The 22,734-nt window shown below is 68.0% G+C and carries 24 protein-coding genes; 17 read left to right on the forward strand and 7 right to left on the reverse strand.

What is annotated here, in order from left to right:
* Positions 1 to 1,464, forward strand: a 1,464-nt coding sequence (locus tag ACWEQQ_RS12870) for a class I adenylate-forming enzyme family protein (protein ID WP_452348326.1), incomplete at its 5' end; no start/stop codon positions are given.
* Between the two features lie 327 nt (positions 1,465 to 1,791).
* Here the strand turns inward: ACWEQQ_RS12870 and ACWEQQ_RS12875 are convergent.
* The gene (locus ACWEQQ_RS12875; protein ID WP_452348327.1) at positions 1,792 to 2,118 is read right to left on the reverse strand and encodes a winged helix-turn-helix transcriptional regulator; all 327 of its coding nucleotides are present in this window, start codon (positions 2,116 to 2,118) and stop codon (positions 1,792 to 1,794) included.
* Positions 2,119 to 2,227: 109 nt separating this feature from the next.
* Between ACWEQQ_RS12875 and ACWEQQ_RS12880 the strand changes: the two genes are divergently transcribed.
* Together ACWEQQ_RS12880 and ACWEQQ_RS12885 are read left to right on the forward strand one after the other, a co-directional pair.
* Positions 2,228 to 3,106 (forward strand): alpha/beta hydrolase, encoded by an 879-nt coding sequence (locus tag ACWEQQ_RS12880; protein ID WP_452348328.1) that lies wholly within the window; start codon positions 2,228 to 2,230, stop codon positions 3,104 to 3,106.
* Between the two features lie 10 nt (positions 3,107 to 3,116).
* A complete protein-coding gene (locus ACWEQQ_RS12885) occupies positions 3,117 to 4,133 on the forward strand; it encodes a YncE family protein (RefSeq protein ID WP_452348329.1) in 1,017 nt (338 codons plus the stop codon).
* Here the strand turns inward: ACWEQQ_RS12885 and mqo are convergent.
* Positions 4,064 to 5,542 carry a malate dehydrogenase (quinone) gene (gene mqo, locus ACWEQQ_RS12890; protein ID WP_452348330.1) on the reverse strand — a complete coding sequence of 493 codons (1,479 nt, stop codon included), beginning with the start codon at positions 5,540 to 5,542 and terminating at the stop codon, positions 4,064 to 4,066. The two genes, ACWEQQ_RS12885 and mqo, sit on opposite strands and share 70 nt — an antisense overlap.
* Before the next feature lie 92 nt (positions 5,543 to 5,634).
* Between mqo and ACWEQQ_RS12895 the strand changes: the two genes are divergently transcribed.
* Positions 5,635 to 6,588: a LysR family transcriptional regulator gene (locus ACWEQQ_RS12895; RefSeq protein ID WP_452348331.1), complete on the forward strand. Its 954-nt coding sequence runs from the start codon at positions 5,635 to 5,637 to the stop codon at positions 6,586 to 6,588.
* Here ACWEQQ_RS12895 and ACWEQQ_RS12900 read toward each other — a convergent pair.
* Both ACWEQQ_RS12900 and ACWEQQ_RS12905 read right to left on the reverse strand, forming a co-directional pair.
* Positions 6,554 to 7,906 (reverse strand): FAD-binding oxidoreductase, encoded by a 1,353-nt coding sequence (locus tag ACWEQQ_RS12900; RefSeq protein WP_452348332.1) that lies wholly within the window; start codon positions 7,904 to 7,906, stop codon positions 6,554 to 6,556. The two genes, ACWEQQ_RS12895 and ACWEQQ_RS12900, sit on opposite strands and share 35 nt — an antisense overlap.
* 24 nt (positions 7,907 to 7,930) lie before the next feature.
* Positions 7,931 to 8,395: an NUDIX hydrolase gene (locus ACWEQQ_RS12905; protein WP_452348333.1), complete on the reverse strand. Its 465-nt coding sequence runs from the start codon at positions 8,393 to 8,395 to the stop codon at positions 7,931 to 7,933.
* Between ACWEQQ_RS12905 and ACWEQQ_RS12910 the strand changes: the two genes are divergently transcribed.
* The 8 genes from ACWEQQ_RS12910 to ACWEQQ_RS12945 all read left to right on the forward strand — a co-directional run bounded on the left by ACWEQQ_RS12910 (position 8,361) and on the right by ACWEQQ_RS12945 (position 15,713).
* A complete protein-coding gene (locus tag ACWEQQ_RS12910; protein WP_452348334.1) occupies positions 8,361 to 9,275 on the forward strand; it encodes an SDR family oxidoreductase in 915 nt (304 codons plus the stop codon). The genes ACWEQQ_RS12905 and ACWEQQ_RS12910 overlap by 35 nt on opposite strands.
* 116 nt (positions 9,276 to 9,391) lie before the next feature.
* Positions 9,392 to 10,627, forward strand: a complete 1,236-nt coding sequence (locus tag ACWEQQ_RS12915) for an AAA family ATPase (protein WP_452348335.1) — start codon at positions 9,392 to 9,394, stop codon at positions 10,625 to 10,627.
* Positions 10,628 to 10,653: 26 nt separating this feature from the next.
* Complete coding sequence (locus ACWEQQ_RS12920) at positions 10,654 to 11,628, forward strand: DUF58 domain-containing protein (RefSeq protein WP_354849346.1); 975 nt, start codon at positions 10,654 to 10,656, stop codon at positions 11,626 to 11,628.
* A gap of 17 nt (positions 11,629 to 11,645) precedes the next feature.
* Positions 11,646 to 12,650, forward strand: a complete 1,005-nt coding sequence (locus tag ACWEQQ_RS12925; protein ID WP_452345752.1) for a VWA domain-containing protein — start codon at positions 11,646 to 11,648, stop codon at positions 12,648 to 12,650.
* A 49-nt stretch (positions 12,651 to 12,699) separates the two neighbouring features.
* A complete protein-coding gene (fabG1, locus tag ACWEQQ_RS12930; RefSeq protein ID WP_364611676.1) occupies positions 12,700 to 13,419 on the forward strand; it encodes a 3-oxoacyl-ACP reductase FabG1 in 720 nt (239 codons plus the stop codon).
* Positions 13,420 to 13,507: 88 nt separating this feature from the next.
* On the forward strand, positions 13,508 to 14,347 hold the full coding sequence (gene inhA, locus ACWEQQ_RS12935) for an NADH-dependent enoyl-ACP reductase InhA (RefSeq protein ID WP_379388415.1): 840 nt from the start codon (positions 13,508 to 13,510) through the stop codon (positions 14,345 to 14,347).
* Positions 14,348 to 14,461: 114 nt separating this feature from the next.
* Entirely contained in the window at positions 14,462 to 15,469 is a 1,008-nt protein-coding gene (locus ACWEQQ_RS12940) for a ferrochelatase (protein ID WP_452348535.1), read from the forward strand.
* A 10-nt stretch (positions 15,470 to 15,479) separates the two neighbouring features.
* On the forward strand, positions 15,480 to 15,713 hold the full coding sequence (locus ACWEQQ_RS12945) for a hypothetical protein (RefSeq protein ID WP_452345741.1): 234 nt from the start codon (positions 15,480 to 15,482) through the stop codon (positions 15,711 to 15,713).
* 16 nt (positions 15,714 to 15,729) lie between these two features.
* Here the strand turns inward: ACWEQQ_RS12945 and ACWEQQ_RS12950 are convergent, their stop codons facing one another.
* The gene (locus ACWEQQ_RS12950) at positions 15,730 to 16,422 is read right to left on the reverse strand and encodes a hypothetical protein (protein ID WP_452348336.1); all 693 of its coding nucleotides are present in this window, start codon (positions 16,420 to 16,422) and stop codon (positions 15,730 to 15,732) included.
* Positions 16,423 to 16,532: 110 nt separating this feature from the next.
* Here ACWEQQ_RS12950 and msrB point away from each other — a divergent pair, with 110 nt between their 5' ends.
* From msrB to ACWEQQ_RS12965, 3 genes are all read left to right on the forward strand, one after another.
* Complete coding sequence (gene msrB, locus ACWEQQ_RS12955) at positions 16,533 to 16,988, forward strand: peptide-methionine (R)-S-oxide reductase MsrB (RefSeq protein ID WP_452345743.1); 456 nt, start codon at positions 16,533 to 16,535, stop codon at positions 16,986 to 16,988.
* A complete protein-coding gene (gene msrA / locus ACWEQQ_RS12960; protein ID WP_452348337.1) occupies positions 16,985 to 17,497 on the forward strand; it encodes a peptide-methionine (S)-S-oxide reductase MsrA in 513 nt (170 codons plus the stop codon). Before msrB ends, msrA begins: the two co-directional genes overlap by 4 nt.
* 141 nt (positions 17,498 to 17,638) lie before the next feature.
* Positions 17,639 to 18,853, forward strand: coding sequence for an FAD-dependent monooxygenase (locus ACWEQQ_RS12965; RefSeq protein ID WP_452348338.1), 1,215 nt, complete (start codon positions 17,639 to 17,641; stop codon positions 18,851 to 18,853).
* A gap of 57 nt (positions 18,854 to 18,910) precedes the next feature.
* Here ACWEQQ_RS12965 and ACWEQQ_RS12970 read toward each other — a convergent pair whose 3' ends face one another.
* Entirely contained in the window at positions 18,911 to 19,105 is a 195-nt protein-coding gene (locus ACWEQQ_RS12970; protein ID WP_452348339.1) for a hypothetical protein, read from the reverse strand.
* Between the two features lie 231 nt (positions 19,106 to 19,336).
* Positions 19,337 to 20,479, reverse strand: coding sequence for an acyl-CoA dehydrogenase family protein (locus ACWEQQ_RS12975; RefSeq protein WP_354849318.1), 1,143 nt, complete (start codon positions 20,477 to 20,479; stop codon positions 19,337 to 19,339).
* Positions 20,480 to 20,554: 75 nt separating this feature from the next.
* Between ACWEQQ_RS12975 and ACWEQQ_RS12980 the strand changes: the two genes are divergently transcribed.
* Together ACWEQQ_RS12980 and ACWEQQ_RS12985 are read left to right on the forward strand one after the other, a co-directional pair.
* Positions 20,555 to 21,151: a TetR family transcriptional regulator gene (locus tag ACWEQQ_RS12980; protein ID WP_452348340.1), complete on the forward strand. Its 597-nt coding sequence runs from the start codon at positions 20,555 to 20,557 to the stop codon at positions 21,149 to 21,151.
* Between the two features lie 91 nt (positions 21,152 to 21,242).
* A complete protein-coding gene (locus ACWEQQ_RS12985; RefSeq protein WP_452348341.1) occupies positions 21,243 to 22,730 on the forward strand; it encodes an FAD-binding oxidoreductase in 1,488 nt (495 codons plus the stop codon).
* The last annotated feature ends 4 nt before the right edge of the window (positions 22,731 to 22,734 follow it).

Here is a 22,734-nt window from a genome sequence, read left to right on the forward strand (position 1 = left end):
ACCCGCTACACCTTTGCCGAGCATTACGCGGCCGCGGGTGCGCTCGCGGCGGCGCTGGCCGAGCGTTACGGCGTCGGCAAGGGCGACCGTGTCGGCATTCTGGCTGACAATAGCCCCGAGTGGGTGTTGACGTTCTGGGCCGCGCAGCGGCTGGGTGCGATCCCGGTCGGTTACAACGCGTGGTGGGTGCCGCGCGAGATCGCCTACGGTCTCGAGCACTCCGCCCCGAAGGTCGTGATCGCCGACGCCAAGCGGGCCGCGCTGGCCACCGAGACCGGCACCGAGATCCCGGTGCTGACCATGGAATCCGATCTGCCCGCCCTCATCCAGGAGTTCGCCGGCGGCAACCCGAGTGTGGAAGTGGCCGAGGACGATCCGGCGATCATCCTCTACACCTCCGGCACGACCGGCCGGCCGAAGGGTGTGGTGCACACCCAGCAGAACATGGTCGCCGTGGCCGACTATCACCGGTTCATGGACGCGTTGGCGGCCGGGTTCCGAGGGCAGGGGTGGGATGGTTCCCCGGCGGGTCGCCGCTATCTGGCGACGATGCCGCTGTTCCATATCGCGAGCCTGCACAACCTGTCGATCCCGCGGCTGGCCACCGGTGACGCCGTCATCTTCCCGACCTCGGGCGAGTTCGATGCCGAGTCACTGTTGAAGCTGGTCGAGTCGGAGAGGGTCACCAACTGGGCGGCGGTGCCGACGTTGGCGAGTCGTATTCTGGGCGTGGACATCTCGCGTTATGACCTGTCGTCGCTGACGGCGTTCTCGCTCAATTCCGCGCCGTCGTCTCCGGCGTTGGTGCAGCGGCTGCGGGAGCGGTTCCCGGTCGCGTTGCAGGGTTTGACCACCAGTTACGGGTGCACCGAGTCCGGTACCGCCGCGACGGTGGCGACTCCGCCGGAGTTGGCCGCCGACAACGAGACCGTGGGTCGTGCGGTGGTCGGTGTCTCGGTCGAGGTGCGCGACCCCGACGGCAAACCGGTGCCCGACGGCGAGGAGGGTGAGATCTGTATCCGCAGCCCGTATGTCATGCTCGGCTACTGGAACAACGAGGAAGCGACCAGGGCCGCGATCGATGAGAACCGTTGGCTGCGCACCGGTGACTACGGCACCCTGCGGGAGGGCAAGCTCTATATTTCCGGTCGCCGTTCGGATCTGATCCTGCGGGGTGGGGAGAACGTCTACCCGCAGGAGATCGAGAACGTCCTCGACGAGCACCCGCTGGTGCGCGAATCGGCCGTGATCGGTGTCCCGCACGAGGATCTCGGTCAGGAGGTCGCCGCGATCGTGGTGGTCGACGACCCGGAGTCGTTGTCGGAAGACGAGTTGCGTGATCACGTGGCCAGACAGCTGGCCTATTTCAAGGTGCCCGCGCGCTGGCTGGTCACCGCGGAACCCCTGCCGCGCAATGCCACCGGCAAGGTGCTGCGCCGCGACCTAACCCTGGGATTCCACTGAGCTAGCGGCGCGCAAGCTCATCGCTGGCCCGGGCATCGAGCGGTGGGGCCGCGTCGCGGCGACTGCGCCGGGAGCGCCGACGGGGAGCGTGGTCGACGACGGTGGTCGGGGGTGGCGAAGGTGGGTGTCGAGCCAGCCGAACGTTTTCGGGTACATGGCTTGCCAGGTGTGCCAGTCGTGCCCGCCGTCGTCGACGACGAGTGGCGGGGCGACCTCGGTCGGTGCCTTGGCTGCGGCGCGGGGGCCTCGGCGTTGGCGCGAGTGCTCAGGTCAGCGGAAGAAATTGTGTGGTGCCGCCAGCACCGGGGCGCGGGATCGGCTTGTCGCTCAGGGGTGTTCGGCGGCCCAGGCACAGATGGCGGCCAAGGGTGTTTCGAGGGACTTGCCGAGCTCGGTCAGCGAGTACTCGATGTGCTGTGGGGCGGTCTCCTTGTAGACGTGGCGTTCTACCAGGCCGTCGGACTCCATGCCGCGCAGCGTTTCGGTGAGGACCTTCTGGGTGATGCCGGGCAGGCGGCGGCGCAGCGCGGCGGGGCGCTGCGGGCCGTCGAGTAGTGCGTAGATCAGCAGGATGCGCCATTTCGCGGCGAGGCGTTCGAGGGCCTGCCGGGTCGTGCAGGATTCCTCGAGCACGTCCGGGATGACCGCTGCCATGTCGCCTCCATTCGGAAGGGCACCGCGAAGTGCCTTCTATCGGTGGCCGGGGACCGCGCCTACCGTCTCACTCACCGTAATGCGAAGAATTCGAGGACGAGGGCACGAAATGACAGTCAGCACAGTTCCGTTCACGGTCGCCCGGGACGGGGATCGGCTGGTGGGCACGCTGTACCTGCCAGAGGGAACGCCGACGGGGGTCGTGGTCACGACCGGGCCGTTGACCTCCGTCAAGGAGCAGGCGGCGGGCGTGTACGCGGAGGCGCTGGCGCGGCGCGGGTTCGCGGCCCTGGCCTTCGATCACCGCACGTTCGGTGAGAGCGAGGGTGTGCCACGGCAATTGGAGGATCCGCTGGGCAAGGCCGCCGATATCGCCGCGGCGGTGTCGGCGTTGCAGGACGATGAGCGGTTCGCGGGCAAGACCGTGGTCGCGCTGGGCGTGTGCGCCGGCGGCGGGTACATGGCGCGCGCCGTCGCCGATGATCCGCGCATCCGGGCGTTCGCCGGTGTCGCCGGGGTCTACCCGGATGTGGCTGCCAACCCGGCGGATCCGGCGGTGGTCGATCGGGGACGCCAGGCCCGGGAACGCCGGCTGGCCACCGGTGAGGTCGAGACCATCCCGGCCGTGGCGGCCGACAACGGCGATGTCGCCATGCCGCTGCGGGAGGCGTTCGAGTACTACGGCACCCCGCGCGGTGCGGTCCCCAACTATACGAATGGTTTCGCGGTCGAATCCTTCGAGCACACGGCCGATTTCGACGCCCAGGAGGCCGCCGCGCGACTGACGGTTCCCTTCCTGCTCGTGCACTCCGAGAACGCGTTGGTCCCGCCCTGGGCCCGCAAGTTCTATGCTGCGGTGGCATCCCCGAAATCGGAGCTGTGGCTGAACTCGGTCGGCCAGATCGACTTCTACGACGATCCCCGTCTGATCGAGCCCGCCGCCGACGCGGCCGCCGCGCTGTTCCGCGACGTCTGCCAAGTCCCATGAGGTGAGCCGGATGTGGTCGAGACGGGTGGGGTGGGCGCTGGCCGGGGCCATGGTGGCGGCGGCCTGCTCCGCTGCCCAGGGTCCGGCCACGACCGGCGGGCAGCTGCCGCTGCGCAAGGTCGCGGAGGTCGCCTTGACCGGGGGCTCCGGTCGATTCGACTATGCGAGCCTGGATTCCGCCCGTGGGCTGATGTTCCTGGCGCACATGGGGGCCGGTGAGATCGTCGAGGTCGATGTCCGGGCACACACCGTGGTTCGGACTATCCCCGACGCGCCCGATGTGCACGGTGTGCTGGTCGTCCCCGGGAAGCATCGCCTGTACGCCACCGTGACGGGCCGCGATCAGGTCGTGGCACTGGACGAGGACAGCGGGGCGGTGCTGTTCACCGCCCCGACCGGCGCCTATCCCGACGGACTGGCCTACGATCCGGTGCGGAACGCGGTGTGGACCACCAACGAGCGGGCGGGCAGTGAGAGCGTCGTCGACGCGGACGGCGGAACCGTCCGCGGCACCGTCGCGCTGGGCGGGGAGGTGGGCAATGTCGTCTACGACGCCGCGGTCGATCGGATGGTGGTCGCGGTGCAGGGCCGCGGCGAGCTCGCCGTCATCGCACCGGATTCGCTGACCGTCACCGATCGCATCCCCACACCCGGATGTTCGGGGCCGCATGGTCAGGCACTCGATGCAAGCACGCAGATCATGTACGTCGGATGCGAGGGCAATGCGACGCTCATCACGGTGGATATCGCGAAACGTGCAGTGACCGACCACAACAGCGTGGGGGAGACGCCCGATGTCCTTGCGTACGACCCGGGTCCGCAACGGGTGTACGTGGCCAGTGAGAGCGGGTGGGTGAGCGTCTTCGATCGGCGGGACGGACATCCGAAACCGGCCGGGGCCGCGCATCTCGCGACCGGCGCGCACATCGTGGTCGTCGATCCCGCCGATCATCACAGCTACTTCCCGATCGCGACCGGGACGTCGGGCAGCGCACCCGCGCTCTGGGAGTTCGAGCCGTCGGCATAGCCCGGCATGAGTTCCCGCAGTGTCGATTTCCACTGTGAATGCTGCTGCGGGAAGCACCGGTTCAACAGATCGGCCATGATGGCGGGCGCGGTCGAGGCACCGGGCGACGCGCCCAGCAGTCCGGCGATGGTGCCGTCCGCACCGATGATCAGCTCGGTGCCCATGGTCAGCACGCCGAGGCGGTCGTGGGCGGGTTTGACCAGCTGGGCGCGCTGACCGGCCTGCACCAGGTACCAGTCCGCGGGGTCGGCCTCGGGGTAGAACCGTTGCAGCTGTGCGAATTTGCGGCGGCGCGTCGAGAGCAGTTCGCGAATCAGATAGCGCACCAGCGGCAGGTTCTGGAGGCCCGCGGCCACCAGCGCCACGATATTCGAGACCCGCAGGGTGGTGAACAGATCGCTGAGCCTGCCGTGCTTGAGCAGCCTCGTACTGAACGTGGCGTAGGGGCCGAACAGCAGCGACGATTCGCCGTCGACGATGCGTTTGTCCAAGTGCGGCACGGACATCGGGGGAGCGCCGACCAGCGCCTGGCTGTAGACCTTCGCCTCGTGCCGGGCCACGACGTCGGGGTTGTCGGTGCGCAGGAACTGCGCGCCGACCGGGAACACCCCGTAACCGCGGACCTCGGGAATCCGGGCCTTCTGGAGCAGCTTGAGGGCGTAGCCGCCCGCCCCGACGAAGACGAAGCGCGCGCGGAGGGTGAAGTGCTGCCTGCTGTTCCGATCGCGTCCGGTCACCGTCCAGATGCCGTCGTCACCGCGCCGCAGCCCGGTGACCTCGTGTCCGGTGCGCAGCCGACCGCCCGCACCGGTCATGGCCTCCACCAGGGATGCGGTGAGCGCTCCGAAATCGACATCGGTGCCGCCCTCGTACCGGGTGGCCGCCACCGGCTCACCCGGTTCACGTCCGTCCATGAGCAAGGGAGCCCACCGCGCGATCATCGCCGGATCCTCGCTGTACTCCATTGCCGAGAAGGCGGGCAGTGCCCGGAGCGTCTCGAAACGCCGGCACAGATATGTCACGTCCCGCTCGCCGAACACCACATCCATGTGCGGCGTCGCGGTGACGAAGGTCGTATCCGGCAGCATGCCCCGATCCGCGAGGCCCGCCCAGAGCTGCCGCGACAATGCGAACATGGACGCGATTTCGGCCGATTTGCTCGGATCGCCCGCATCCAGCATGTAGTTGAGTTCGCAGAACCCCGAGTGTCCCGTGCCCGCGTTGTTCCACGGATCCGAGCTCTCCGCCGCGACCCGATCGAGCCGTTCCAGCAGGACCATCGACCAATCCGGTTGCAGCGCCGCGATCATCGCGCCGAGGGTGGCGGACATGATGCCGCCCCCGATCAGTACGACATCGAGAACCGCTGTGTCCGTGTGGGATTCGGTGCTGCCGACGTGCGTGTCCATCTGACTGACCTCCTCGGTTGCTGGTACCGGTAATCGTCACGCCGCGCTCATTCATCCGTCCAATGTTCATTTCGAGCGATTATGATCCGAATATGGATGTATTGCCGTCTACCCAGGTCGAGGCCCTGATTCCGCTGCTCGCGGCATTCGACGCGGCGGCGGCCGAAGGGCACATCACGCGCGCGGCGCAGCGGCTCGGCGTGCCGCAGTCGTCGCTGAGCCGCCGGTTGAAAGCGGTCGAGCAGGCCGTCGGGGTGAAGTTGTTCCAGCCGGTCGGTCGCCGGGTCGCGCTCACCGCCGCGGGCCAGGAGCTGTTCGACCGTACGCGCGGACTGGTCCAGGCCCTCGGCGACGCGGTCGACGTGGTCCGCAGCGACGCCGATCCGGAGAGCGGCCTGGTCCGCTTCGGCTTCCCCTTCACCCTGGGCCCGGTCAGCATCCCGTCACTGCTGGCCGACTTCCACACGGGCGCACCCCGCATCCGCCTGAGCCTGGTGCAGGCGCACGGCACCGCCCTGGCCGAGATGGTCCGCGAGGGTCGCCTCGATCTGGCCGTCACCATCCCCGCACCCGATGACCTGCCCGCGATCATCCTCGGGTTCCAGCGGCTGCACCTCTATGTCGCGAACGCCCACCCGCTCGCGACCCGGGGGCTGGTCGATCTCGCCGAACTCGCCGACGAGCCGTTCATCGCCAATCCGCCGACCTACCACCTGCGCCGGCTCGTCGACTCCTGGTGCGCCGAGGCCGGGTTCACCCCGGATGTCGGCTTCGAGATCACCGAGTTCGAAACCCTGCGCGCCCTGGTCGCCCAGAACCTCGGCATCGCGGTGCTCCCGGCCCCGGAGACCCCGCACCCGGGCCTCACGCGTGTGCCCCTGACCGGGGATCGGGAGCGCAGCATCGGCCTGGTCTCCGGCAATCACCGTCCGACGCCCGCCGTGGCGCGCCTGCGCGATCATGTTGCGGCGCATGCCATGTCGTATCTCGAGCACACGCGCGAGACCGCCGTCAGGACCCGTTGGGAAGCGGATTTCCCGGGTTGACGTCGAGCACCTTGCCGGGGTTGAGCAGTCCCAGTGGGTCGAGCGCCCGCTTCACCGCAGCCATCAGGTCCACCGCGGCCCCGTGCTCTTCCCGCAGATACTTCTTCTTGGCCAGCCCGATCCCGTGCTCACCGGTGGCGGTGCCGCCGACCTCGAGCGCATGCCGCACCACCAGATCCGAGAACTGCTGCGCCGCGTGGTATTCGGCCTCGGTGTAGGGAACGATGGTGTGGACGTTCCCGTCTCCGATATGCCCGGCGACGGTGATGTTCAGCCCGAGTTCGGCCCCCAGCCGGGTGGCGGTCTCCACGGCCCCCGCGATCCGCGAATAGGGCACGGCGGTATCGGTGATCATGAATCGGCAGCCGGGATTGCTCGCCTTGACCGCGAAGTAGAGATTGTGCCGATCCTCCCAGAGCGCGTGCCGATCCCCGTGCGTGCGCGCGGTCGCCACCTCGATCGCATCGTGCGCGGCGGCGATCCGCCCGATCTCCTGCTCATTGGCGGCCACCGCCGCGGACGACCCGGATTCGATATCGACGAACAGGGCGGGCGTTTCGGCGTACGCGGTACCGCGGAACGCGTTGATGGCCGCCATGCTCGGCGCGTCCACCAATTCCAGCCGGCTCACCGGCAGCGCCGCGCCCAGCATCTCGACCGCGGTGTCCACGGCATCGGCCACCGTCGGGAACGAAATGCGCAGCGAGTGAATCCATTCCGGAATCGGATGCAGCTTGACGGTCAGCTCGGTGATGATCCCGAGCGTGCCCGCCGACCCGATGAGCAGGTCCTTCAGGTCGTATCCGCTCGAGGATTTGCGCACCGCGCGCCCGATCCGGGTGACGGTGCCGTCGGCGAACACCGCCTGCAACGCGAGCACATTGGCCCGCATGCCGCCGTAACGGACAGTGGTGGTGCCGCTGGCATTGGTGGCCGCCATCCCGCCCAGTGACGCGTCGGCACCGGGATCCACCGTGAACTGCAGCCCGAATTCGGCGGCCGCCGCATTGAGCCGGGTCCGGCTGACGCCGGGCTGCACGGTGGCGGTGAAATCGCCGGGGGAGATGTCGAGGATCTTGTCGGCCTGGGTGAAGTCCAGGATCAGCTCGTCACCTCGGGCCAGGAGATGGCCTTCCAGGCTGGTCCCGGCCCCGCGCGCGATCAATGGCGTGCGGTGCTCGCGGGCCCAGTCGACCACGGTCACCACGTCCTCGGCGGTGACCGGATAGACCACGCCGCGGGGACGCTGCCCCGCTCGGCCGGTCTCGTCGACCGTGAATTGGTCGAGGACCACCGGACGAGTGTCGATCTCGAGCATGTGGTCCTCCGCAGCGGCGAGTGGCTACTCCTGGTACGTCATGAGAATACGGCGGATCGACGGGGTGACCGGCAGTTCACCACTGAGCGGGACCCACCGGTACTCGGCGTAGTTCGTGACCCGCACCGGCCCAGCACTCGCCACCGAGGCCGCGAAATGTTCTCTGCGGACCCGCTTTCCGGCACTCGAGAGGTAGTCGAAGCTGCCGAGGTGGCGCACGACGTCGACCACCGCGAGCCCGGTCTCCTCGCGCACCGCCCGCACCACCGCGCCGGCCAGCGACTCGCCCGGGCGGACCACCGTCCCGGGCAGGTGTAGCGGACTGCGTCCCTCGACGTGCTCCTCGTGCTCGAGCATCAGCACCGCGTCATTGTGTTCGACAACCACTCCCACCCGTAGCGCGACCCCGTCGGCGGCCGCCCGCTCCCGGAGTTCTTCCAGCACCGTCTCGCCGATGGATTGCCTGGGCGAAACCTCGAAATCCCACACGTCACACCACATCCCGTATCACCGGACACCGTCGACCGATACCGACAACGCTACCGGCGCAGAAGCGGTCGGCGGCAGAGACATTCGCAAGATTAGACGCATCTTCGCCCGGCGCATCGGAGGTCCGGAAACTTTCTGGTACCGATCGAATCCTTCCGCCGGTTCGATGGAAAGCTGGGAGTGTGCCCGCCTACGAGAGGAGTCACCGATGAAGGTATTCCAGATCGGAGCGGCCGGCGGCATCGGACGCCGTCTGTCGACGCTGCTGACCGCGCGCGGTGACGAGGTCACCGGTATGCACCGCAACCCGGACCAGGCGGCGGTGATCGCCGCGACCGGCGCGACTCCGGTGGCCGGCGACCTGGTCACCGATTCGGTGGACGAACTCGCCGCCAAATTCCACGGCCACGACGCCATCGTCTTCTCCGCGGGCGCGCACGGCACCGGGATGGACCAGACCTCGCTGATCGATGGCAGGGGGCTGGAAAAGTCGGCCGATGCCGCCCGATTTGCCGGTGTTGCCCGTTTCGTTCTGGTGTCCGTGTTCCCCGACGCGGGTCGCGATCTCAACACAACACCCGCCTTCGAGCACTACATGCGCGTGAAGAAGATGGCCGACGCCTACCTCGTCGCCACCGACCTCGACTGGCTCATCGTGCGTCCCGGCACACTGCGCAACGAACCCGGAAAAGGCCTGGTCACAGCCGGACTTGCGATCGAATACGGCGACGTCCACCGCGACGACGTCGCCGCCTTCATCGACGTCGCCCTGCACCGTCCCGCCCTCAACCGCGTCATCATCGAACTGACCGACGGTCACACCCCTGTCGCCGACGCCGTCGAACTGGTCCTCGACCACGCCACCACGGCCAGGAAATAGCCGAAAGCCACATTTCACGACCGAAATTCGCGCCGCGATCGGATCCGGGTGCGGCAATTGCGCGAGATACCTGGAATAGTTGGGGCGGAACGCACAGGACCAAGGCGAAAGCGGGGATGTTGGTGACTTCGACTGACGGTGTGAGCGGGGTAAGCACGGTGAAGGATGCACCGCCCTCGCCTCCGAACACCCTCGAGCGCGATGTCCAGACCCTGGAAAAGGCGATCTACGAAGTCAAGCGCGTGATCGTCGGTCAGGATCGGCTGGTCGAGCGGCTGTTGGTCGGTGTCCTCGCCAAGGGGCACGTGCTGCTGGAGGGCGTGCCGGGTATCGCCAAGACCCTGGCCGTCGAGACCTTCGCGAAGGTGGTGGGCGGCAGCTTCTCGCGCGTGCAGTTCACCCCGGACCTGGTGCCCACCGACCTCGTGGGTACCCGCATCTACCGGCAGGGCCGCGAGGAGTTCGACACCGAGCTGGGCCCGGTGGTCGCCAACTTCGTGCTCGCCGACGAGATCAACCGCGCGCCCGCCAAGGTGCAGTCCGCGCTGCTCGAGGTGATGGCCGAGCGGCACGTGTCCATCGGCGGCAAGACCTACCCGATGCCGAATCCGTTCCTGGTCATGGCGACCCAGAACCCGATCGAGTCGGAGGGCGTGTACCCGCTGCCCGAGGCGCAGCGTGACCGCTTCCTGTTCAAGGTCGTCGTGGACTACCCCTCCGTCGAAGAGGAGCGCGAGATCATCTACCGGATGGGTGTCACCCCGCCGGAGGCCAAGCGGGTGCTCGATCCGGAGGAACTGGTCCGGCTGCAGAGCGTGGCCGCCAATACGTTCGTCCACCACGCGCTGGTCGACTACGTGGTCCGCGTGATCGCGGCGACCCGCAAGCCTGCCGACTTCGGCATGCAGGACGTGGCGGGCTGGATCTCCTACGGCGCCTCGCCGCGCGCCTCGCTCGGCATCATCGCCGCGGCCCGCGCGGTCGCGCTGATCCGAGGCCGCGACTACGTGGTCCCGCAGGATGTCGTCGAGGTGATCCCGGACGTGCTGCGCCACCGCCTGGTGCTGTCCTACGACGCGCTCGCCGACGAGGTCAGCCCCGACGACGTGATCAAGCGCGTGCTGCAGACCGTCGGCCTGCCGCAGGTCGCCGCCCAGGCCAATGCCCCGGCCGGCGCCCCCGCCGCCCCGATGCCCGCCCCGGCGCAGCAGCCGGCGATGGTCCCGCACGGCGGCGCCCCGCAGCAGCCTGGCGTGCCCGCCCAGGGCATTCCGCAGCCGCTGCAGCAGGGTATTCCGCAGCCCCCCAACGGTCAGGTGTCCGGAGTTCCCGGTCAGCCCCAGCCGAAGTGAGGCCGGTCTCGGAATCGATTGCGCCCGTGACGATCTCACCTCCCAGCGGCTCCACGCACGCCCCGCCCTCGTTCCGGCAGGGGCAGCTGACCGACCCGCGGTTGTCGGCGGCGTTGAAGACGCTCGAACTCACCGTGCGCCGCCGCCTGGACGGCGTGCTGCACGGTGACCACCTGGGCCTGATCCCCGGCCCCGGCTCCGAACCCGGCGACGCCCGCATGTATCAGCCGGGCGACGATGTGCGGCAGATGGATTGGTCGGTCACCGCCCGCACCACCCATCCGCACGTGCGGCAGATGATCGCCGACCGCGAACTCGAGACCTGGCTGGTCATCGACCTGTCGGCCAGTGTCGACTTCGGTACCGCGCTGTGCGAGAAGCGGGATCTGGTGGTCGCCGCGGCGGCCGCGGTCACGCATCTGACCAGTGGCGGCGGCAACCGGATCGGCGCGGTGGTGGCCAATGGCCAGCAGCTGATCCGTATTCCGGCCCGCAGCGGCCGCGTGCACGAGCAGGCGATGCTGCGCAAGATCGCGACCACCCCGCACGCTCCCGACGGGGTGCGCGGTGATCTGCGCGGGGCCATCGAGGCCCTGCGCCGCCCGCAGCGCAAACGCGGTCTGGCCGTGGTCGTCTCCGATTTCCTCGGGGACATCGACTGGCAGCGTTCGCTGCGCGCCATCTCCGGCCGCCACGACCTGCTCGGCGTCGAGGTGCTCGACCCGCGCGATCTGGAACTCCCGGACGTCGGCGATGTGGTCCTGCACGACCCGGAGTCGGGCCGGACCCGGGAATTCAGTGTGACCCCCACGCTCCGTACCGATTTCGCGCGCGCCGCGCAGCGTCATCGCGACCAGGTCGAGCAGGCGCTGCGCAGCTGCGGTGCGCCGGTGATGACCCTGCGCACCGATCGCGACTGGATCGCGGACGTGGTCAGATTCGTGTCGACTCGGCGCCACACCTTCGGCGCCCCGACTGCCGGGCGGGTGCCGCGACAGTGAGCATTGGCAATGTCACTTTGAGCCTTTCGCATTTCACGGCGCAGTACTGGCTGGGATTCCTGGCCGTGCTGGCCGCGATCGCGCTGATCTACATCCTGATCCAGCAGCGGCGGCGAAAGCACATGCTGCGCTTCGCCAATATGGATCTGCTGGAGAAGGTCGCACCCTCGCAGCCCAAGCCGTGGCGGCACATCCCGGTGGCGCTCACCCTGGTGGGCCTGATCTTCCTGACCTTCGCCGCCGCCGGTCCGACCGCGGCCAAGAAGGTGCCGCGCAACCGGGCCACGGTCATCCTGGTGATCGACGTGTCGCTGTCCATGGAGGCGACCGACGTGCCGCCCAGCCGAATTCAGGTGGCCAAGAAGGCCGCCAAGGAGTTCGCGGACAATCTGACGCCCGGTATCAACCTGGGTCTGGTCACCTTCGCCGGTACCGCGTCGGTGCAGGTGTCGCCGACGACCAATCGGGAAGCGGTCAAAGCGGCCATCGACAATATGAAGCTGGCCGAGCGGACCGCCACCGGCGAGGGCATTCTCACCGCCATGCAGTCGATCGACACACTGGCGTCGGTGCTGGGCGGCGCGGAGAAGCCGCCGCCGGCCCAGATCGTCATGATGTCCGACGGTAAACAGACCGTTCCGGACGACAAGGACGTCGAGAACCCTCGCCACGGCTTCACCGCTGCGCGGCTGGCGAAGGAGAAAGGCATTCCGGTGTCGACGATTTCGTTCGGCACCACCTGGGGCACCGTCGAGATTCCGGATCAGGACGGCAAGGGTTCGCAGCGGGTGCGGGTGCCGGTGGACGACGATTCGCTGCGCGAGATCGCCAAGTTGTCCGGCGGCGAGTTCTTCACCGCCTCCACGCTGGAGGAACTCAAGAACGTCTATGCCCATTTGGAAGAGCAGATCGGCTACGAGACCACCATGGGCGACGCCAGCCGTCCATGGCTGTTGCTCGGCCTGCTGGTGACCGCCGGTGGCGTCCTCACCGCCCTGCTCTATCGTCAGCGTCTGCCGTAAATCGGTACCGCGCGCCGAGTCCCGAACACGAACAGATAGGTTTGCCCTTATGTCGAACATCACATCCCGGTCGGTACTGGTGACCGGCGGTAACCGCGGCATCGGTCTCGCGGTCGCCCAGCGCCTGCTCGCCGACGGACACAAGGTCGCCGTGACTCATCGTGGGTCCGGCGTGCCCGAGGGGCTTTTCGGCGTGAAATGCGATGTGACCGATGCCGAATCGGTCGATCGCGCGTTCTCCGAGGTGGAGGCGCACCAGGGTCCGGTCGAGGTCGTCGTCGCCAATGCGGGCATCGTGGACAACGTCTTGTTCATGCGCATGAGCGAGGAGTCGTTCTCGAAGGTCATCGATGCCAACCTGACCGGTGCATGGCGAGTCGCCCAGCGCGCCAACCGCAATATGCTCAAGAACCGCTTCGGCCGTGTCATCTTCCTCGGCTCGGTGGTCGGTCAGATCGGCGCGCCGGCGCAGGTCAGCTACGCGGCGGCGAAGTCCGGTCTGGTCGGCATGGCGCGCGCCATCACCCGTGAGGTCGGCAAGCGCAACATCACCGCGAATGTGGTCGCGCCCGGCCTGATCGACACCGACATGACCCGTGACGAGATGACCCCGGAGATGCGCAAGACCGCGCTCGATTTCATCCCCGCGGGCCGGATCGGTCAGGCCGAGGACGTCGCGGGCGTGATCAGCTTCCTCGCCTCGGACGACGCCTCCTACATCTCCGGCGCGATCATCCCCGTCGACGGCGGTATGGGCATGGGCCACTGAGCTTTTCACTGTGCACGACACAGTGTGCTCAGGCCCGACCCGAACCCTCAACCCCAGCACTTTCCAAACGAGGAGAACCGACCACCCCATGGCTGGATTGCTCGACGGCAAAACCGTCCTCATCACCGGCATCATCACCGACTCGTCCATCGCCTTCCACGCGGCCGCGGTCGCGCAGGAGCAGGGCGCGAAGGTGATCATCACCGGTATCCCGGAGCGCCTGCGGCTCATCGACCGCATCGCCAAGCGCCTGCCGCAGGAGGTCCCCCCGGCCATCGGCCTGGACGTGACCAATGAGGAGAACCTGGCCGAGCTCGCCGACAAGGTCCGCGAGCTGGCGCCCGAGGGCATCGACGGTGTGCTGCACTCGATCGCGTTCGCGCCGCGCACCCTGATGGGCCCGGAGGCGCTGCCGTTCCTCGACGGCCCCGGCGCCGACGCCGCCAAGGCCTTCGAGATCTCGGCGTGGTCCTACGCCTCGCTGGCCCGCGCCGTGCTGCCGGTCATGAACGAGGGCGGCTCCATCGTGGGCATGGACTTCGATCCGCGCACCGCGATGCCGTACTACAACTGGATGGGTGTGGCCAAGGCCGCGCTCGAGTCGGTGAACCGGTACGTGGCGCGAGAGGTGGGCGAGGCCAAGAAGGTTCGCTCCAACCTGATCGCCGCGGGCCCGATCAAGACCCTCGCCGCCAAGGCCATCGCGGGCACCGCCACCGATGACGCCAAGCAGCTGAACATGCTCAACACCTACTGGGACGGCGCATCCCCGATCGGCTGGGATGTCGACGACCCGACGGTCGTCGCCAAGTCCGTGGTGACCCTGCTGTCGGATTGGCTGCCGGGCACCACCGGTTCGATCATCTACGTCGACGGCGGCGCCAGCCACAACACCTGGTTCCCGGCGGACGGCTTCGGCGCCAACTGAACCGGTAGAGACTCGAGGGTAAGGAGGAGAGCAGTGGCTGCGGAGCCCACGGCTCGTGAAGTGGACGCCCTGCTACTGCTGTCCTTCGGCGGTCCCGAGCGCCCCGAGGACGTGATGCCGTTCCTGGAGAACGTCACTCGGGGCCGGGGCGTGCCGCCGGAGCGCCTCGCCGAAGTCGCGCAGCACTACCTGCACTTCGGCGGCGTATCGCCGATCAATGCCCTGAACCTGGACATCATCAAGGCCATCGAGGCCGAATTCGCCACGCGCGGTATCGATCTGCCGGTGTACTTCGGCAACCGCAACTGGCATCCGATGGTCGAGGAGACCGTCGAGCGCATGCGCGCGGACGGTGTCCGGTCCGCGCTGGTGTTCCCGACCTCGGCGTGGGGCGGGTACTCCGGCTGCCTGCAGTACCACGAGGACATCGTGCGTGCCCGGGCCGCGGTCGCCGACGCGCCCGAATTGGTGAAGCTGCGCCAGTATTTCGACCATCCGCTGTTCATCGGAGCCTTCGCGGACTCGATCCGCGCGGCCGTCGCGGAATTGCCGGGCGACAAACGCGAGTTTGCTCGCCTGGTCTTCACCGCCCATTCGGTGCCGGTCTCCGCCGATGTCGCCTCCGGCCCGCCGTCCGAGCAGCACCTCTACAGCCGTCAGGTCGCCGAGGCGGCCCGATTGTGCGCTGCCGCAACCGGATTCGACGACTACGACCTGGTGTGGCAGTCACGTTCCGGCCCGCCGCAGATCCCGTGGCTGGATCCCGACATCGTGGACCACCTCGACGCCCTCGCCGAGCGCGGCGTGGACGCGGTCGTGGTGTGCCCGGTCGGCTTCGTCTCCGACCACCTCGAGGTCATCTGGGACCTGGACAACGAGGCGAAGGAGCGGGCCGCCGAACTGGGCATGGCCTTCGCCCGCGCCGCCACACCCGGCCCGGACCCGCGCTATGCGCAGCTGGTCGCCGACCTGGTGGACGAGTACCGCACCGCCGCCGCCCCGGCCCGCCTGAGCGAGATCACCGCCATGGGCTGCACCGTCAACGGCGCGCCCTGCGTCGTCGGCTGCTGTGCCCTCCCGCCGCGCCGCCCCGCGGTGGCACCGGCGGCCGCCGAATTGTAGTCTCGCCCAGGTGACTACACCCGGACGCGGAACCCCGCAACGCCGTCAGCCCGCCTCGAGCGCCGCCGCCGCCCGCAAGCAGCGCACCTTCGGCCCGCCGGACATGTTCGTCTGGGCGCCGGTCCTGACGCTGTTCCTCGCCGCCGGCATCGTCGGCACCATCGGCCAGTCCATCGGCTTCGCCGCCGCCTTCGTCGGTGTCGCGGTGATCATGCTCGTCGCCGACATGTGGTTCAACCGCTGACACAACAGGTTCGGCACTACTTCAGGACATTGACCGCGCGGGCGATGACCAGGCTCACCGTGATCAGCGAGATCGCCGATTGGATCATCATCAGGGTTTTCGCCCAGCGGGACATGGGCATCACGTCGGTCGGGCTGAACGCGGTTGCGTTGGTGAAGGACAGGTAGAGGTAATCCGGAAATTGCGGTTCCCACTCGGGATCCGTGAGATCCGGATTCTGCATCTGCACCCAGAGGAAATCGGGATAGGGCTTGCGGGCGTGGGCGCGGGCGGCGGGCCCGCCGCGGTCGAAATCCCAGTACCAGAGCGCGAATACGAGCACATTGGTCAGCCACACCGCGCCGCCGGAGGTCAGCAGGCCGGCCGCATTGTCGCTGACCGTCCCGTCGATCAGGCCCTGTACCAGGTGTGCCACCGACCACACCATGGCGAATCCGAGCAGCGCCATCAGCAGCAGGCTGAAGCGGCGCAGGCGAATCTCGTCCCGGTCCAGGCGGACGGGGTTGCCGATCATCAGGACGATCAGCAACAGCAGCCCGATGCCCGGAACGACCCAGCGCGGCCCGGCAATGAATTGCGCGGGCAGATAGAACTGCACGACCAGGATCCCGACGATCGCCGCGGTCGCCGCCCACCGCGATTCCCCTGCTGTTCGCCGCGCCCACGCGGGCACCTGATCGTCGTCGGTCTCGTTCCCGGGCGCGCTCACGCTGGTGAGTATGCCCGGCGGCCAATGGTGACAGAAGTATGACGCGGGGTTGAGGGTGGACTTTCCAGCGGGCAGGGTGGGTTGTAGCTGAGGCCGATCAAGGAGGTCATGTGGCACGGGAGTACAACCGGAATCCGGCGGCTGTGGCCGCGCTCTCGCCTGAGCAGTATCACGTCACGCAGGAGAACGGGACCGAGCGGGCGTTCACGGGCGAGTACTGGGACAACCACGAGCCTGGTATCTATGTGGATGTGGTGTCCGGTGAGCCGTTGTTCGCGTCGACGGACAAGTTCGAGAGCGGATCGGGGTGGCCGAGTTTCACCAAGCCGATCGACAACGCCAATGTGGTCGAGAAGCGGGATCGGAGCCACTTCATGATCCGGACCGAGGTGCGCTCGTCGCACGGCGACAGCCATCTGGGTCATGTGTTCACCGATGGGCCGCGCGATGCGGGCGGGCTGCGCTACTGCATCAACTCGGCGTCGCTGCGGTTCATCCACCTCGACCAGCTCGAGGCCGAAGGCTACGGGCAGTACAAGTCTCTGTTCACGAAGGAGGAAGCGTGACCGATACGCGGAAGGCCATTCTGGCCGGCGGATGCTTCTGGGGCATGCAGGATCTCATCCGGAAGCAGCCGGGTGTGCTGTCGACCCGGGTGGGTTACACGGGCGGTCGCAACGACAACCCGAACTACCGCAATCACCCCGGGCACGCGGAGGCGGTGGAGATCGTCTACGACCCCGCGCAGACGGATTACCGTGCGCTGCTGGAGTTCTTCTTCCAGATCCACGATCCGAGCACCAAGGATCGGCAGGGCAATGACCTCGGGACGAGCTACCGCTCTGCCATCTTCTACCTGGACGACGAGCAGAAGCGGGTCGCCGAGGACACCATTGCCGACGTCGACGCTTCCGGCCTGTGGCCGGGCAAGGTGGTCACCGAGGTGACCCCGGCGAGCACGTTCTGGGAGGCCGAGCCGGAACACCAGGACTACCTGGAGCGATTCCCGAACGGCTACACCTGCCACTTCCCGCGGCCGGGCTGGAAGCTGCCGAAACGGCAGGCCACGGCGTAGATCCGAGTGGGCCTCATCGGGGTGTGTCCCCGGTGAGGCCCCTTTTTGTTCCACGAACTAGTTGCACGAAAACTAGTTTCATGGATACTATTGCTACAGCGGTCGCGAGGGTGATCGAAGGAATCGGGGAAGGCAACAGTCATGAACGGCATCAAGAAGGCACTGATCATCGGCGGCGGCATTGCGGGCCCGGTGACCGCGCTGGCGCTGCAGAAGGCCGGCATCGAGGCGACGGTGTACGAGGCGTACCCGGCCGCGGCCGACACCGGCGCGATGCTCACCGTAGCGCCGAACGGCCTTGCGGCGCTGGGGATCATCGGCGCGGACAAGCTCGTCGAGGCCGCGGGGCACCCGTTGCGCAGCATGGTGATGGAGACCGGCACTGGCCGCACGCTCATGCAGGTCGACGCGCTGCCCGGCCTGCCGCCGAGCTGCACCATCCTGCGCGCGGACCTGTTCCGGGTGCTGCACGACCACGCGGTCGCCAACGGCATCACCATCGAGCACGGTAAGCGGCTGGTCGATCTCGAGCAGACCGAGACGGGCGTGATCGCGCAGTTCGAGGACGGCACCACGGCCACCGGGGACATCCTGATCGGCGCGGACGGCATCCACTCCACCGTGCGCACCCTGATCGACCCGCAGGCCCCCGGTCCGGAGTACACCGGCCTGATGAGCTTCGGCTTCGGCGAATTCACCCCGGACGGAAAGCTTTCCGACGGCGGCGAGGGCGATATCGAGGCGATGCACTTCGCATTCGGCAAGCGTGCCTTCTACGGTTACTGGCGTCAGCCGAACGGCAAGTATGTCTTCTTCAGCAACTTCCCGCAGGAACAGCCCATGACTCTTGCCGAGGCGAAGGCCGTGCCCGCCGAAGACTGGCTGGCGAAGCTGCGCGCCGCGCACATCGGCGACACTCCCGGCGAGCAGCTGTTCGCCGAGGCCGGTGTCGGGGACATGATCGTCACCGGCCCGATGGAGCGGATGCCCCACGTGCCCAACTGGTTCCGCGGTCGTGTGGTCCTGGTCGGCGACGCCGTGCACGCCCCGTCCTCCAGCTCGGGCCAGGGCGCGTCGCTGGCCATCGAGTCGGCCGTCGAGCTGGCCCGCTGCCTGCGTGACATCCCGGACCCCGCAGCGGCTTTCGCGGCCTACGAGGGTCTGCGCCGTCCCCGCGTCGAGGACATCTCCGACAATGCCGCCAAGACCAACAACGGCAAGACCTCCGGCCCGGTCGCCAAGGCCTTGTTCGGTCTGATGATGCCTATCGCGACCCGCACCTTCCTCAAGCCGGAGAAGATGTTCGGCCCGGTGCACCGTTTCGTCATCGACTGGGACGCAACGGTTACCGCGTGAGTCGGGCACAGTGATCCCCGGGGGCGACCCGGGGATTTCGCCTGTCCCGGACGCCGGTCAGCGACGCAGCGTCCGGTACCCGGTCCAGAGCAGCAGGCCCGCGCCCACCACGACGAGAACGCCACCGAGGTAACTCCATTCGGAGTGCCCGGTCATGGGCGATCCGTGCAGGGAACCGGCGCCCTGGACGATCCAGATCACTCCGACGACGCACAGCACGACGCCGATCACGGCGGAGACGATCCGTCCCATGACACCTCCTCGGTGGCCTGAGCTCAGCATAGGGCTTCGAGCAGCTCATCGGGCGCTGGGACGCCACCTCCGTCGAGGGCTTCCGAGTCACCGTTCCGGCGCACGGCCAAGCAATCCTGACCCCCTGCTGCGCGGGCGGTGACGTCATGAGTTCGTGGAATATCACCGGCGCGGCGCCCGGTTCCCAGGTGCCGACCGGCTCCTGGGGCTAGCGTCGCACCGATTCGAGCCTCAGCTGCTCGCCAGGCTCCGGGCGATGACCAGGCGCTGGATCTGGTTGGTGCCCTCGAAGATCTGGGTGATCTTGGCCTCGCGCATGTAGCGCTCGACGGGGAAGTCCTGGGTGTAGCCGTAGCCGCCGAAGACCTGGACGGCGTCGGTGGTGACCTTCATGGCGGCGTCGGTGGCGGTGAGCTTGGCGACGCTGGCCTGGCGGGAATAGGGGAGGCCGGCGTCGCGGCGGCGGGCGGCGTCGAGGTAGGTGGCGCGGGCGGAGTCGACGGCGGCGGCCATGTCGGCCAGGACGAAACCGAGGCCCTGGTGGTCGATGATGGGGCGGCCGAAGGCTTCTCGCTCCTTGGCGTAGGCGACGGCGTCGTCGAGGGCACGCTGGGCGATGCCGGTGGCGACGGCGGCGATGCCGAGGCGGCCGGAGTCCAGGGCGCTGAAGGCGATCGGAAGGCCCTGCCCCGGTTCGCCGATGAGCCGCTCGGCCGGGAGGAAGACGTTGTCGTAGGCGGCGGTGGTGGTCGGGACCGCGCGCAGGCCCATCTTCTCCTCGGGCTTGCCGAACGACAGGCCCTCGGTGCCGGCGGGGACCAGGAAGCACGAGATGCCGCGTGAGCCCTCGCCGGTGCGGGCGAACAGGGTGTAGTAGTCGGCCTTGCCGCCGTTGGTGATCCACGCCTTGGTGCCGGTGATCCGGTAGCCGCCCTCGGCCTCGACGGCCCGGCAGCGCAGGGCGGCAGCGTCGGATCCGGCATGCGACTCGGACAGGCTGTAGGCGCCGATCAGATTGCCGGACAGCATCTCCGGCAGCCAGCGCTGCTTCTGCTCCTCGGTGCCGTAGGCGAACAATGGATGGCACGACAGGCTGTGCACGCTCACCGCCACCGCGACCGCCGCCCAGCGCGCGCCGAGCTCCTCGAGCACCTGCAGATACACCTCGTACGGCTGCCCGGCCCCGCCGAACTCCTCCGGATACGGCAGGCTCAGCAGCCCCGCCGCGCCGAGCGCGCGGAACGCCTCGGCAGGGTAGCGCTCCTGCTTCTCGTACTCCACGACCTGGGGCTCGAGCACCTTGTCCGCGATATCGCGGGTGAGCTCGATGAGGTCGCGGGCTTCGGGTGTGGGCAGCAAGCGATCGACGGGCATGCTGGTCACATTACGACCGACACCCAATTGCGTGCAAGGGAGCACGCAATTTCGTCAGGCGGCTAGACTGACCGGGTGGTATCCGGTCTGCCCCCGAACAAGCATCAGGAGAAGAGCCTCCGCACCCGAGCGCTGCTGCTGGATGCGGCCATCGAGAGCCTGGCCGAGGTCGGGTACGCGAGCGCGTCGATCGCCGACATCACCGCGCGGGCCGGGGTGACACGGGGCGCACAGCTGCATCACTTCCACACCCGGCAGGAATTGTTCGCCCAGACCATCGAGCATCTGACGCAGCGGCAGGGGGAGGCGCTGCAGCGGCGGGAGCGGACGCTGTCGCGGGCGGTGCCGGCGGGGGAGGTGCTGGTCGAGCTGGTGACCGCGCCGTTCGCGGGGAAGCTGGGCAAGGCCGCGGTGGAGTTGTATGTCGGCATCGCCAACGACAAGGACCTGCGCCGGAACATGCTGCGCGTGCAGCACGACCTGACGATCGAACTGCTCGACGCCTGCGGGCGTTTCATCGACGCGCCGCGAGAGCGCCTCGTGGCCGCGTTCTGGCTCACCATCAACCTGGTGCGCGGCGCGACCCTCGACGAGATGGTGGGACGGGATCGCCTGCGGCGCAAGCAGGTTCTCGCCGATTGGGCGCGGCTCGCCGAGGGCATGCTCGGGTGAAACACGAACGTTCACGGTCGCGATAACCGACCGTTGAATGGTTCGTGTGTGCCCGGCGGGCCGGGCACACCCTCGGGGGAGGGACGCCGTCATGGCGATCAATCGGCGAAATCTGTTGCGGGCAGCCGGACTCGGCGCGAGCCTGGCGGCGCTCGGGTCGGCGACCGGCTGCGTGCCGGAGGTGCCTGCCGCGCAACCGCCCGCCGGACAGGTGGATTGGGTCGCGCTGCGGCAGCGTTTGAGCGGGACACTGAATCTGCCGTCCGACTCCGGTTATGCGACGGCGAAACTGGCCTACAACCCTGCGTTCGACACCCGGCAGCCCGCGGCAATCGTGCAGTGCGCCACTGCTTCCGATGTGCAGGCTTGCGTCTATGCCGCCGCGACCGCGAAGATCCCGGTGGCGGCACGCAGCGGCGGGCACAGCTACGGCGGCTACTCGACACCCGACAACGGCCTGGTCGTGGAGCTGGGCGGGATGAGCGGGGTCGAGGTGAAAGCGGACGGCACCGCGGTCATCGGTGCGGGCACGCGGCTGATGGACGTGTACTCCGCACTGGCCCGAGCGGGCCGCTGCCTCCCGGCCGGGTCCTGCCCGACGGTCGGGATCGCCGGGCTGACGCTCGGCGGCGGGGTAGGTGTGCTGGCCGGGAAGTACGGATTGACATGCGACAACCTGGTTTCGGCGCAGGTGGTCACCGCGGACGGCACGCTGCGGACCGCCTCGGCGACCTCGGAACCGGATCTCTTCTGGGCGCTGCGCGGTGGCGGTGGCGGCAACTTCGGCATCGTCACCTCGTTCACCTTCCAGACCGTGGCGGCATCGCAGCTGGCGGTCTTCCAGGTCCGCTTTCCGGCCGGATCGCTGACCGATGTGCTCGGCGCCTGGCAGACCTTCACCGCGTCGGCTCCGGACGAATTCTGGTCCACCCTCGGCATTTCCGCCGGGAGCCCGCCGACGTGCCGGATCAATGGCTGCTATGTCGGATCCGAGAGCGAGATGAACGGTCTCCTCGACAAACTGGTGGCAGCCACCAAGACCCAACCGTCCAACAGGTATTCGCTGACCAAGGACTACCTATCGGGAATGATGTATTTCGGCGGGTGCGCGAATTATTCGGTGGAGCAGTGCCGGCCGAATTGGAATGGCGGGGGAGTATTGGGTCGCGAGTCGTTCACGGCCTCCTCGCGAGTACTGACCAAACCGCTTTCCGACCCGAGTCGGTTGACCGCACTGCTCACCGGCCGCGAAGGGATGGATATTCTGCTGGACAGTCTCTCCGGGGCTCCCTCACGAATCGGCGTGAAGGACACGGCTTTTCCGTATCGCGGCGCACTCGCGACCGCCCAGATCTATGTCGGCGCCACCACATCGGATGCCCGGAACGCCGTGAACGAGGTACGGGATCGGCTCGGCGACCTGACCGGGAACACGGCATTCGTCAACTACATCGACCCCGACCTATCGAATTGGGGCAGCGCCTACTACGGCGACAACGCGTCTCGTCTGCACGGCATCGCCGAGCACTACGACCCCAATGGCGTTTTTACCTTCGACCAGTCGGCGTCGAAGGTCTGACGCC

This window comes from Nocardia sp. NPDC004123, assembly GCF_053603795.1.